The sequence below is a fragment of the uncultured Merdimmobilis sp. genome (assembly GCF_902471145.1).
GTDB classification, from domain to species: Bacteria; Bacillota; Clostridia; order Oscillospirales; family Ruminococcaceae; genus Merdimmobilis; species Merdimmobilis hominis.
Window position 1 is genome coordinate 151,321 of record NZ_CABRJC010000001.1, and the last position, 11,759, is coordinate 163,079.

The following is an 11,759-nucleotide window of genomic DNA, read 5'->3' on the forward strand; positions in this document are numbered from 1 at the left end:
ATAAGCAAACGTTAAGCAGGCTAATTTTACCTTGGTTCGCGAATGGGGGTAGGCTATGGGTTCTCAATCGACACGTAAGGCCTTAGGCAAAGCCTCAATATTTCGCAAAAGTTGGATTTATTTACCACTTTTGGTAGTATACATTCTATTGGGGATGTCTACTGGATGGTTTCCCTTGTTGGGCGACGTAGCAGCAACCGTTGTACTAAAAGCTTATGGTTGGAGCAATTACCAGACCCTAAAAAGTGACACCTACTTCGCCCACTACAATCCAGTCTCTAGCTGTTATCAATTGTACATCGAAGCCGATGGGCCCAATCCTACACTGGATTATGAAATCAACACAGGAGAAATCCGCGATTCCAACATCGCATTTTCCCCCGGCTCCGCTTTGCAGAAAGCTATTGACGCCTGTAACGTTGTGTTGCCAGAAGAGGTTAAAATTTCGGTTACCCAATACTCCACTGTTTGGGATTTTAAAACAACTCGTGCGAGAATTCGTTTATTTCTTTACAACAAAGAAACCGTTGAGCCGCCTGAATCCATAAAGGATAAAATGATCCAATGCGGGCTGATTGTTTATCCTCAGCTGCGGGAATATTGTGACATCCGCGAACTCCAAATAAGCTACACAATGGAAAAATCAAACCAAAACAGAATACTTTGGTACCAGCTTACAATCCCCTTAAAGCAAGGGGAGGACCCCAGTGCGGAGAGTATGCGGGCAGCACAATTGACAAAGGTCTAACTCCCCTCAAATTTCAATTTCTCCTTAATGAGACTCCATCGCTGAACTACCTATAAAGCCCCGCTTCCCGATGTTGGAGCGGGGCTTTTGCATAAGCAAAAGCGGGCGGCAGCTGCCGTCCGCTTTTATTGGTGGGATTATTCTGCCTCGTCCAAGGCTTTGGCCTCCTCGATTACCTGGGCTTCCAGGTTGGAGGGGAGCTGCTCGTACCGTTCAAACTTCAGGATAAAGCTGCCTCTGCCCTGGGTCATGGACCGCAGGACGGTGGTGAAGTCGGCCATCTCGCTCATGGGGACTTCGCCCTCTATCTCCTGGAGGCCGTTTGCAGTGGGGTTCATTCCCAGCACCCGGCCACGGCGCTTATTCAATTCGCCCATGATGTCGCCAGTATAAGTGTCGGGGACCAAAACCTTTAGGTTGCCAATGGGTTCCAGCAGCACAGGGGACGCCTGAGGAATACCGGCCTTATAGGCCAACGTAGCCGCCATCTTAAAGGCCATTTCCGAGGAATCCACCGGGTGATAGGAACCATCCAGCAAGGTGGCTTTTACCCCGACCATAGGATAGCCCGCCAACAGACCCTTCTTGACGCAATCCTGCAAACCTTTTTCCACAGCGGGGAAGAAGTTCTTGGGAACCGAGCCACCGAATACGTTCTCCTCAAACACCAGGCCGTCGCTGTCACAGGGTTCAAACTCAATCCAGACATCGCCATACTGGCCGTGGCCGCCGGACTGTTTCTTGTGTTTGCCCTGGACTTTCACCTTTTTGCGGATGGTCTCCCGGTAGGCGACGCGAGGCTGTTTCAACTCAACCTCCACCCCGAATTTGCTCTTTAATTTAGAGACCACCACATCCAGATGCTGCTCGCCCAAGCCAGAAATCAACTGCTGTTTGGTCTCCACATCCTGCTCAAAGTAGATGGTGGGGTCTTCCTCCATCAGCCGCTGCATCGCCTGGGCCACTTTGCCCTCATCCCCTTTGTTTTTGGCCTTGACCGCCATGGTCAGGGTGGGATGTGGGAACGCAGCGGGTTCAAACTTAACCGCCCGCTTAGGGTCGCAGAGGGAATCGCCGGTGACCGCTTCAGAGAGCTTGGTGATGGCGCCAATATCGCCGGCGGTGATAAAGGCGGTATCCTCCTGTTTTTTGCCTCTGGTGTAAATAATCTTGCCCAGGCGCTCGGTCTGGCCGGTGCGGACGTTGACCGGGTTCGAATCAGAGGCCAGCTTGCCGGAAACCACTTTTACATAGGAGAGCTTGCCCACAAACGGGTCAGCCACCGTCTTAAAGACAAAGGCAGACAAAGGGGCTTCGTCGGTACATTCGATCTCCACGGGGTTGCCCTCGGCATCCTCAGCCACTTCGCCGCCGCTCTCCCATGCGGAGGGCAGGTGGTCGACAATGGCGTCCAGCAGCATATCCACACCTTCCATAGTGAAGGCGGAGCCGCAGAGGACGGGGGTGATGGTGCCGTTTTTCACACCGGTATGGATGCCGCGGATGATCTCATCCCGGTCAAACTGCTCGCCGGAGAAGTATTTTTCAAACAATTCTTCATCGGTCTCGGCAACGGCTTCGGAGATGGCGACCCGCAGGCCCTCCAGCCGGTGGCCGAAGTCAGGCATGGCAGTCTCGCTGGGCTCGCCTTTGTCATTGTAGGTGTAGGCTTTGTTGTCGATCAAATTGATATAGCACAGGACCTTGTGGTTCTCCACATAAGGCACCACGATGGGGCAGATGCTGGGGCCGAAGGTGGCCTTCAGCTCTTCTAGAACCTTGTAAAAATCCGCGTTGTCGGTATCCATTTTAGAGACAAAGACCATCCGGGCTTTGTTCTGGTCCAAGGCCAGCTGATATGCTTTTTCGGTGCCGACGGTGACGCCGTCCTTGCCGGAAACGGTGATCAAAACACTCTCCACTGCGCGGACGCCCTCATAAAACCCAGCCGCAAAGTCGAACAGGCCGGGGGTGTCCAACAGGTTGATCTTGGTGCTGCCCCAGGCGAAAGGGGCCACAGCAGAGGATACCGACACCTTGCGTTTGGTCTCCTCGGCGTCGAAGTCGCAGACGGTAGTTCCGTCTTCCACCCGGCCCAGCCGGTCAGAAGCTCCCGCTTTGAACAGAAGGGCTTCCGCCAAAGAAGTCTTTCCGCTCCCACCGTGGCCTGCCAACGCGACGTTTCTGATTTTGCCCGCAAGGTATTGTCTCATAACAAATTCTCCCCTTTTTGTAGTTTGATTGCCCGGTCGCTGCCGGACGTGCTGCATCTTTTATAAAATAGGGCTGTGCAGCCGGCTGATTGAATTGGAATATAGCATAATTATATAATTTTTATTTCACATATTCAAGCTTTTCTGTAAAAAACACTAATCTTCCCCATACAAAAACCGGGTTCTTCCTTGTGCAACCTGTAGATTTTTTCGGAGAAAACCAAAAAAATCCACCGGTTTTCTCCCCTTTTGCCAAAAGAGGCCCTGGCTGCGATGCCAGGGCCTCTCGGAGGATGTGCCCCCGGCAAACTGTGCCGGAGGCTTCCACAATATTTGTTTGAAACCTCCCCAATTCCCCCATATTTTTCCAGAGATCTCAGGGAACAGGGCAAATTCTTTGGCTAATTACAGCCGCTTTAAGCTGGGGACAATGATGGCTGCCAGTGCGAAAAACATCTGGAACAGCAGCATCGACTCAAAGCCCATCAGCGACATCGAGCCGGTAAAGGCGAAGAAGATGACCAGTGCATACCCCAACACCAGACCGGCCAGCTGAATCACCGTGCCGGTGGTGACACTGCGCTTGAGGGTAGCCACCGTCTTAAAGACCTGCAGCTTGGAGAGAATGGAGCCGGTGTAGGCAATTTCCGCCCGCGCCCGCTTCCGGGGGCTGGTCAGCCGGTCGAACTCTCCGTATAGTTTGGCGGGGAGGATCTTGATCAGGTCCGAAGGGTAGCTGAACAGGTCGGAGACCTTTTGGCTGGTGACGTTGGGGTCGGTGGTGTGGATGATGAGGGAGATGTTCCGGTCGATCAGCTCAGCCAGTTCATCCACCACGTCGGGGCTGGGGTTGTAGCTGACGATGAACATGGCGGTCAGCTCCCCGGAATTGGAGATGTAAAGCACCTCCCGCCCGTCCCGGCGGAATTTCAATTCATAATCCCGGTCAGGGGTCTGGATCTCATGGTTGAGCATCAGCTCCCTGCTGCCGATGAGCACCCGTTTGCCGTCTACCCAGGCGGAGAGGCCCATACCATCCTCATACACCAGGTCGTCTACCGGTTTCAGCAGCTCCTCTTTGCCGCCAATCATCTGCATAAAGATATCGGTGAGAAGGCCGCCGCAGGCGGCGATGACGCTGGCCGCATCCACAATGGCCTCGTCGATCCGCTGGTCGGCAAAGGCTTTGATGCCGTGGAGAGTCATGGAACCGTCTTCAAACAGCTCGTTGACGTTCAAAGCCAAGGCCCCGGCATCATCGAAGTGGTCCAGAGCTTCATACCCGGCGATCATCGCGCCGGATTTGGACAGTATCCGGGCGCCCCGATAGAGGGGCAGGTTGCCCACAATGGCGCTGGTGAAGGGGGCGCAGATGCATAAGGTGGCGGTGAACACTGTGAGGGTTAAGTACAAATCCCGGCTGATGAAGTAGGACACAATGGAAGCCAGCAGGCTGAACCCCGCTAAAATGGGGGTGGAGATGCGGCTGATGCTCTCCGACTGATCCTCGCTGTAAGAACAGTCGAGGAACCGGGTCAAAAACTCCGCTGGGGCAGAGTAGGCCACATGGGGCTCCTCCAAATCCAAGCCCTGGGTCATTTCCTGGGAGAGGTTCCGGTCGCCCACCATCAAAAGGGCGTGCTTTTCATAGTCGCTGGACACCACCCGGAAGTTTTTCTGCACCCGGCTGATGAGGAACAGCTTGCCCAGGATGTTGAACAACAGCCCGGCGATGACAATGGGGAAATAGAAGTGGACGCCAGGGGTTGCCATATGCTCAAAGCCGATGACCAGCGCCACCCCTTGGCCGATGGCCGCTACCGTCGCCAGAGCCACGGCGCTGTCGTTGTCCGCTTTTAAGGTGAACAGGTTGATTAGGCCCCCGCCCACTGTGGTGCAGCTGACCACCGCTGCGGCGATCATCACCCCTAAGTTCACCCCAAGGAAGGTCTGCATATCCCTCTCTGGGAACATGAACTCCGGCAGGGGAAGGGGCAGGTTTTTAGAAAAGGCGAAATAGGTGGAGATGCCGAACAACAGGATGAGCAGCACCAGCTGCACCCACAGCCGCATCTTGGTGGAGGAGATATCCTTGGCCACCGAAGGGGCATCCTCCGGGCTGTCGTAGTCGTCCAGCTCATCAGCGCGCTGAATCGGCTCCTCCTCCAGCGGGGCGTTCAGGCGGAATTGGGCGGCCTTTTTCTGCCGCTGATCTTGGAAGGGGGTGCTTCGCCCAGCCATAGGGGGCAGGGCCCGGGTGAGGCTGTCATCCTCTCGCGGGGCCTCCCCTTTGGAGAGGGGGATGCTCATCTGGGTGGCGCCCAAATCCTCCCGCTGAAAGCGGTTTCCCGCCATCCCGTCGAACCGGGAGATGGGATCCTCCTCCTCTTCCTCCAAGTCCTCCCGGCGGAAGAGCTTTAATTTGTGGGAAGGCTTCTCCCCTTCCCCTTTTTTGTGTGGGATCTTCGGCCGGGCGGAATCCTCCTCCACCGCGAACCGGGACCGGCGGCTGGTCCCCTGCTGGGGGGGGAGCTCCCCAAACTCGCTGTCGTCGATCTTGACCGCAAAGTGCTCCCGGCGTTCCTCGGCCTTAGGTGGCTCTTCCACCGCCACCGCACTGCGCTCTGTATGGGGGACTGTCTCCGCCTGGGCTGCCGCCTTTGGCTCATCGGTCTGTTTGCTCAGTAGCCCGTTCGCCCGGAACACCGAGGAAAAATAGGCCTCCACGTTTTCAATGGGCTCCGGCTCCACCTCCTGGAAGGCGGCTCGCTCCGCCCGGGGGATTTCCCGGACGGCTTCCGGGGCAGCCCCTTTGGCGAGGGCCTCCTGCTGGGAACGCTTGGCGCTGCTGAACAGCTCCTCCGGCGCCCGCTGGCGGGGCTTGGAGGCGGGTTCTTCCTCTTTCCCGCCGCGGATAGCCTCCGTTGGGGCGGGCCTTTCCTGCTGGGGGCGTTTGGCGCTGCTGAACAGCTCCTGAGCGGATTGAGGCGCCTTGGCTGGGGCTTCCTCTCCCTGGGCTCGGGCCGCCTTCTTCCGCTTGATTTCTTCGAGAATATCGTCAACGCTCTGGTTCTTGTCCATCTCAATTCTCTCCTTTGCTGTAGTTGCCGGGCTACTTTGCCTTGAGCCCCATCCGCTGGCGGGCGATCTCATAAATCACAATGCCGGCAGCCACCGACGCGTTGAGGGAGTTGATCTCCCCCCGCATGGGCAGCGCCACCGTAAAATCACAGCTTTCTTTGACCAGGCGGCTGACCCCCTGTCCCTCCGAGCCGATAATCAGGGCGACCCCGCCGGCGTAGTCCACCGAGCACCAGGGCTGGCCGTCCATATCGGCGCAATAAGCCCAGATGCCCTTCTTTTTCAGCTCTTCAATGGTGGACACCAGGTTGGATACCCGGGCCACTGGAAGGTGTTCCATCGCCCCAGCCGAAGTCTTGGACACAGTGGCGGTGAGCCCCACCCCCCGCCGCTTGGGGATAATGAGCCCATGGGCCCCGGCGGCTTCGGCGGTCCGCATAATGGCCCCCAGGTTGTGGGGGTCTTCGATTTCGTCGGCGATGATAATAAAGGGGGCTTCCTCCCCGGCGCGGGCTAGGATGTCCTCCACCGTGCTGTAGGTATAAGCCGCTGTAATGGCCGCCACTCCCTGGTGGTTGTTGGGCCCGCTCAAGGAGTCCAGCTTCAGGCCGTTGACCTCTTTGACCGGTATGCCCCTCTCTCGGGCCATAGCAGCTATGCGGGGGATGCTTCCCTTCATCTCCCCTTTTTGTATGTAAACCGTCTCCACTTCCCGACCGCTTTTGAGCAGTTCGGTCACCGCATTGCGGCCCAGGACCACGTCCTCCCGCAGCTGAAACTCTTTCTCCTCCCGCGGTTTGGGGGAGAATGGTTTTTGTTGTTCCCTCATGGTTCCTCCTATCGTCCGATGTGAACGGTATGTAAGGGGATCAGCTCCCCATTCTGTCAACGTTATTTCTGTCTAAGGCTGGGGATTCTTCCCCAGTGGCCGCCTTGCGACCATTGTACCACAAAGTCTGCACAGACCATAAGAATTGCGGAGCGGCTCTCGCCGCAAAGGGCTTCACCCTGCAAGCAATTCTTCGAATGTCACAGTTTCACTGTGGCTATTATACCATAAAGCCTGCACAGACCGGAAAAATTCCGATTGCCGCTTTGCGGCGGGAGGGCGCTCCGCCCGAGAGGGATTTCTTCCCCAATGATCGCTTTGCGATCATTGTACCACATTTTTCCCCTTAGAAAAACAGTTTTCTACATTCTTAAAAAAATGGCGGCAGCAGTCGCCCCCAGGGCAGCTGCGGAACCCAGCTTCAGCGCAGAGTACACCAGCGGCTTCTTCAGCCGGGCTGCAGCGGGCTTGTAGCTGATGCCAGAGAGATACTCTCGGGCTTTTGTTTTCAGCACGCCCTCATCCCCATCGCTGTGGCCTGGACGGATGAACAAAATCGCCTTTTCAAAATATTGGTTCTCGGTCTCAAGAACCTCGATGATGCTTTTATTTACGCCTCTTAACATGGCTCCACCTCCGCTAGTTGAATGGGAAGCACGGCGGAAATCCTTCCCTTTCCTGCACCTGGCCGTGTTCCCTGGCAGTTGTTAGTGTGGACGCCATCCGGGACGATATACATTTTTTCCAGGTTGGGGTAATTTGCCTTGCCGGGAATAAGACATACCAAATCTTGTGTTTTTTGTAAAAAACGTGTCAATTCTGGCACAAGATGTGTTTGTCAAGAGGGTCATTTTCCTGATTTCCCCATTTTTTGCCGGAAAAAGGCAAAATCCCCTATGGATTATACTAATTGTAAAAATTTGCTTCCCTGAACTACCGGTGAAAAACTTGGGATAAGCCTGTGGAAAACTCTGTGGAAAGTGTGGAAAGATCAGATCATGCCCACCTTTTTGTTTTTTCTACCTTTGGGGAAAACACTCCCTGGGGCTTGTGCGAAAAAATTTTGTTACAAATAGTTTTATACAGCGGATTATTCAGACTTCCCGGCAGACAGCTTTTGGACAGCATTGGACACCGCCCCTTTCTCCTGTAAGGTCAGTGCATTTTTTCCTGCATTCCGGTAATCAAAGGAGGAGCAGAACGCCCCGATCTCCCCCTCCAATTTGGCCAGCGAGCGGTCCAATGCCTCGGCGGCCGCCTGGTGGAACTCCCGGCTACGACGGCCCTTCCCCGCCGTGAGGAGCAGCCATCCATGTTCTGGGCAAAGGTTGTCCAACTGGGCAAACACCTCCCGGAAGCGGGGATCCTCTGCCCAGCAGAGGGCTACATTCTCCGCCATGGCTGCCATCGACCGCTCCAGCTGCTGGCAGAGGTAGCATCCCCCCAACAGTCTATCCAATCGGGGGCCGCCAATCCGCTGGCTTCTCAGTTCCCGGCGCAGCTCCCCTACCCGCGTTTGAAGCAGGAGGGCAAAGGGGAGCTTTCCCTCCTGGCGGGCCAGCATCCCCATGTGACGGGGGCAGAAGCCCAACCGATTGGTCTCTTCCCGGATGGAGGGCTCCATCATGGCGGGGCCCAAAATGCCGCTCAGGGCCTGCTTCTCCAAGATTTGATAAATCCGGCAGAGGGGGCACCCCTCCCCCGAGCCAAATCCATCCCATACCGGGATGGTGTACAGCGTTTCCCTCATCCACAGCGCTCCTTTCGTTGTTCGTTGTTCTAAGTATATGGGAGTGACCAGTTCCTTGCAAGAACAAGCTCCCAAAATTGTCACAAAATAAAGTTATTTTTGCCATTTTGCGCCTATATTGTGTCCACAAAAATACAAAAATTCTATAAAAATTTTCTGATTTAGTCAATAATTGACAAAAAATTTTGTTTGCTTTTTTCTCTCACTGTGTTATTATGGGATACATTGGCTGTTGATCGTGGAGGGATAGAAATGAAGATTTTAGAGCGGGATGGAAACCTGGTTGTCTGCGGCGTGACCGACTTGGATTTAGCCCAAACGCTGGACTGCGGTCAATGCTTCCGATGGGAAGAACTGCCCGACGGTTCATTTTTCGGCGTCGCCTTAAACCGGCCTTGCCATCTTGCCATGGAGGGGGAAGAGCTCACCTTTTACAACTGCACCCGCGAGGAATACGACGCCTATTGGGAGCCCTACTTTGACCTGGGTACCGACTACACCGCGGTCAAAGAGGCCCTTTGCCTGGACCCCGTTTTAAAAAAAGCCATTGACTTCGCCCCCGGCATCCGGGTGCTGCGCCAGGACAGCTGGGAGGCCTTGTGCACCTTCATCCTCAGCCAGAATAACAACATCAAGCGGATCAAGGGAATTGTGGCCCGGCTGTGTGAAACCTTTGGGGAGCCTTTGGCCGGCGGCTGTTATGCCTTTCCCACACCTCAGCGGCTCGCCGCCCTGGAGCCGGAGGATCTGGCACCGCTGCGTTGTGGGTTCCGGGCCCGCTATGTCATCGACGCTGCCCGCCGGGTGGCCGATGGCCGTGTGGACTTGGAATCCCTGAAAACCCTCCCCCTCCAAGAGGCAGAAGAGTCCCTGATGCAGATATTGGGGGTGGGGATCAAAGTGGCGGACTGTGCCCTCCTCTACGGCTGCGGGCGCACCGACTGCGTCCCGGTGGACGTGTGGATCCGCCGGGCTATGGAGGAGCTTTTCCCCGGCGGCCTGCCGGACTGTGCCCGACCCTACGCAGGCCTGGCACAACAATATCTCTTTCATTATGTACGCCTCTGCCCGGATGCCCTGCCCCAGCACCTCGCCCAAGATTCCACTGGAAAAAAGGCCCACAAGCCCCATCGGAAGGAGAAGGAACTGTAATGCAACTTTATTCCATTGGCGATACGGCACAAAAGTCCCGCACCACCATTGAAACACTGCGGCATTATGATCGCATTGGATTGCTAAAGCCCGCCTGTGTTGCCGCCGGTTCCGGATACCGGTATTATTCCAACCGGGAGCTGCTTACCTTGTTGATCATCCAATACTGCAAGCGCCACGGTGCCTCGTTAAAAGAGATCTCCGCGCTGCTGAGTCAAGAGGATCCAACTGTATTTCTCTCCTTTTTCCGGGAATCGGAGAAAAATATCGATGAGGAAATCGCCTTCCTCCAGGAGGAAAAGAACTGCTTCCGCGCCTTGCGCCGGGAATACGAGCTGCAAATGCAGCTGTTCAGCCACCCGGAGGAGCCCAGCTACAGCTTGAGCGAGACGCCAGTGCGGCATATTTTCCTCTCCAATTCCCTCAGCGATCCCACGCCGGAAAACTTCTGCCTTCTGGAAGAGGAAATCCGCCAGCGGGCCGCCTATCCCCGCAAGATGGTTCTAGACCAAGGCCTGCGGCGAATCACCTGGTTCACCCCTAAGGGGAAGAAATCCCGGCTGTTTTCCATCTGCCGCCATTACTCCCCGCTGGAGACAGAGGTGCGCGATCTCTCCCCCAGCCGGTATCTGATCCGCTCTTGTCCCAAGGACAAGCTGGAGGAAGCTTCCAAAGACCTTCTGCGGGTCGCCCAGGAAGAATACCAGTCCTCCCCAACCTTCTTGGTGCAGTCGGTGGTGTTCACCGGCGTATCCCGCTGGGATTACCGCCTTGAAGTCCCTTTGGACCGCCGCGGGCAGGATTTTTTCATCGAATAGCAGGATATAACCATTGGACAGGGCTTTCGCCCTGTCCATTTTGTTATCTCTCCGGATTTTAACCGGTGTTTTAGAAAGACAGGTGCAAAAAAGGCAGGGCCTGGCCCCGCCTTTTCTTTGACTATTCCGCTTTTTGGGGAAACAGGGCATCGCCGGTCAGCTCCCTGCCGTTGTAGAGGATGGAGCTCTCTTCCCCTATGTCCCAGGCACCGTCCCGTTCCTCGGGGAAAACATGGCGGTAGGTGAAGCCATGGTTGTCCAGCACCTCCACTACAAACTCCACCTGATCCCCTTCCGCCACGGGGATCGCGGTCTTCATCTTCGCTTCGGCCTCATAACTAATATCCCCCATGTCCTCGAAAGAGATGGGGGAAGACTGGACTGCCTCCCCGTTTTTTACCAAGGTCAACGTGCCGGAGACCGGATACTGATCCGGCCGGTCGTCATAAAACTTATCGTAGCAATGGATAAGGAAGTCCATATTCCACTCCGTTTTCGCCCCGCTGCGGCTGCTGCTGCCCGACCGGGAGATGCTGACTTCCATCAGGAACCGGTCCCGAACCGGTTCATACCAAGGCAGGTACTCCACCGTCTTGACCCCGTTTTTCTCTACAATCATCTGTACCCGAAGCTGTTCGATCAGCGGAATGGTGGCAGTGGCGGTGTAGGTGAGGCCGTCCTCCGCCAGTGTGGCTGGCAGGGTCATGCTCCAATCCGGGTAGGCATCATCCAACAGGCGGACCGATACCACTGCCCCAGGGGCGACCTGTTTGGGGACAACCGCCAAATCCACAGTGGTGGTTGGCTCCTCCCCATCCGTGTTCAAGCTTCCGATGGTGATACGGCCATCAGCCAGCATCGACGCCTGCTGGTCCAAGATATTCTGCATCTGGGAAAGGCCGTTTTGAATCTCCTGCTGGGTCCTGCTGTCAAGCTGCCCCACTGTGTTCTGCATCTGGGTCATCCGATCATCCAGCCGGCGGATGGTGGTATGGGCCAACATCAGCGCCGCACCCAACAGGATGACCACCCCGATGAGGACGGTTTGCCGTTTTAATAGTTTATCCAGTTTTTCTTCCATGGCGATTCCTCCTTCTCTCCATCTTTCCTCCACAATCTGTACAGACCGGAAAAATCCCGGTGCCGCTTTGCGCGGGAGGGCGGTCCC

The 11,759-nt window shown here is 55.8% G+C and carries 9 protein-coding genes; 3 read left to right on the top strand and 6 right to left on the bottom strand.

The window, feature by feature from the left end; all coding sequences use genetic code 11:
* The first annotated feature begins 55 nt into the window (after positions 1–55).
* Entirely contained in the window at positions 56–748 is a 693-nt protein-coding gene (locus tag RDQ42_RS00710) for a hypothetical protein (RefSeq protein ID WP_054331582.1), read from the top strand.
* A 137-nt stretch (positions 749–885) separates the two neighbouring features.
* Here the strand turns inward: RDQ42_RS00710 and fusA are convergent, their stop codons facing one another.
* The 5 genes from fusA to RDQ42_RS00735 form a co-directional block, all read right to left on the bottom strand.
* Positions 886–2,961, bottom strand: a complete 2,076-nt coding sequence (gene fusA, locus RDQ42_RS00715; protein WP_231358229.1) for an elongation factor G — start codon at positions 2,959–2,961, stop codon at positions 886–888.
* Between the two features lie 405 nt (positions 2,962–3,366).
* Complete coding sequence (locus RDQ42_RS00720) at positions 3,367–6,042, bottom strand: hypothetical protein (RefSeq protein ID WP_195254287.1); 2,676 nt, start codon at positions 6,040–6,042, stop codon at positions 3,367–3,369.
* Positions 6,043–6,073: 31 nt separating this feature from the next.
* Positions 6,074–6,871, bottom strand: a complete 798-nt coding sequence (gene rlmB, locus RDQ42_RS00725; RefSeq protein WP_054331578.1) for a 23S rRNA (guanosine(2251)-2'-O)-methyltransferase RlmB — start codon at positions 6,869–6,871, stop codon at positions 6,074–6,076.
* A 362-nt stretch (positions 6,872–7,233) separates the two neighbouring features.
* Positions 7,234–7,497 (bottom strand): hypothetical protein, encoded by a 264-nt coding sequence (locus RDQ42_RS00730; RefSeq protein ID WP_054331577.1) that lies wholly within the window; start codon positions 7,495–7,497, stop codon positions 7,234–7,236.
* A 464-nt stretch (positions 7,498–7,961) separates the two neighbouring features.
* Positions 7,962–8,621: a DUF6062 family protein gene (locus tag RDQ42_RS00735; RefSeq protein ID WP_231358227.1), complete on the bottom strand. Its 660-nt coding sequence runs from the start codon at positions 8,619–8,621 to the stop codon at positions 7,962–7,964.
* 252 nt (positions 8,622–8,873) lie between these two features.
* On the opposite strand from RDQ42_RS00735, the gene RDQ42_RS00740 reads away from it, so the two are divergent.
* The gene (locus RDQ42_RS00740; RefSeq protein WP_231358226.1) at positions 8,874–9,773 is read left to right on the top strand and encodes a DNA-3-methyladenine glycosylase; all 900 of its coding nucleotides are present in this window, start codon (positions 8,874–8,876) and stop codon (positions 9,771–9,773) included.
* Positions 9,773–10,591 (top strand): MerR family transcriptional regulator, encoded by an 819-nt coding sequence (locus tag RDQ42_RS00745; RefSeq protein WP_054331575.1) that lies wholly within the window; start codon positions 9,773–9,775, stop codon positions 10,589–10,591. The genes RDQ42_RS00740 and RDQ42_RS00745 overlap by 1 nt, the downstream gene beginning before the upstream one ends.
* 121 nt (positions 10,592–10,712) lie before the next feature.
* Here RDQ42_RS00745 and RDQ42_RS00750 read toward each other — a convergent pair whose 3' ends face one another.
* Positions 10,713–11,672: a hypothetical protein gene (locus RDQ42_RS00750; RefSeq protein ID WP_231358224.1), complete on the bottom strand. Its 960-nt coding sequence runs from the start codon at positions 11,670–11,672 to the stop codon at positions 10,713–10,715.
* Positions 11,673–11,759: the final 87 nt, after the last annotated feature.

Bases quoted from the DNA above. Each gene is read 5' to 3' on its own strand.
- RDQ42_RS00710 (WP_054331582.1), top strand. From the start codon at position 56: ATGGGTTCTCAATCGACACGTAAGGCCTTAGGCAAAGCCTCAATATTT.
- fusA (WP_231358229.1), bottom strand. From the start codon at position 2,961: ATGAGACAATACCTTGCGGGCAAAATCAGAAACGTCGCGTTGGCAGGC.
- RDQ42_RS00720 (WP_195254287.1), bottom strand. From the start codon at position 6,042: ATGGACAAGAACCAGAGCGTTGACGATATTCTCGAAGAAATCAAGCGG.
- rlmB (WP_054331578.1), bottom strand. From the start codon at position 6,871: ATGAGGGAACAACAAAAACCATTCTCCCCCAAACCGCGGGAGGAGAAA.
- RDQ42_RS00730 (WP_054331577.1), bottom strand. From the start codon at position 7,497: ATGTTAAGAGGCGTAAATAAAAGCATCATCGAGGTTCTTGAGACCGAG.
- RDQ42_RS00735 (WP_231358227.1), bottom strand. From the start codon at position 8,621: ATGAGGGAAACGCTGTACACCATCCCGGTATGGGATGGATTTGGCTCG.
- RDQ42_RS00740 (WP_231358226.1), top strand. From the start codon at position 8,874: ATGAAGATTTTAGAGCGGGATGGAAACCTGGTTGTCTGCGGCGTGACC.
- RDQ42_RS00745 (WP_054331575.1), top strand. From the start codon at position 9,773: ATGCAACTTTATTCCATTGGCGATACGGCACAAAAGTCCCGCACCACC.
- RDQ42_RS00750 (WP_231358224.1), bottom strand. From the start codon at position 11,672: ATGGAAGAAAAACTGGATAAACTATTAAAACGGCAAACCGTCCTCATC.